Raw genomic sequence first — 226 nt, forward strand, 5'->3', positions numbered from 1 at the left:
ATGCTATATTATGTGTAGCGGATATATTGCAAGTTCCCTAAAGTGATAGCCTAACGGCTACACTTTAGAACTTGTGAGGGTGGCAAAGCCCCCCTTCAATCCCCCTTTGAGTGACCGCAGATATGCGGTAAATTGTTGAGTGATAGCCAAGAAGAAAGAGAGGTAAAAGCATGAGTTGGGGCGAGGAACAGCAGAAAGAAATTGAGACAATCAGAGAGAGAAAAAT

Origin of the sequence: Clostridium sp. AF19-22AC (assembly GCF_003479085.1) — a bacterium.
Classification (GTDB): domain Bacteria; phylum Bacillota; class Clostridia; order Lachnospirales; family Lachnospiraceae; genus Faecalicatena_A; species Faecalicatena_A orotica.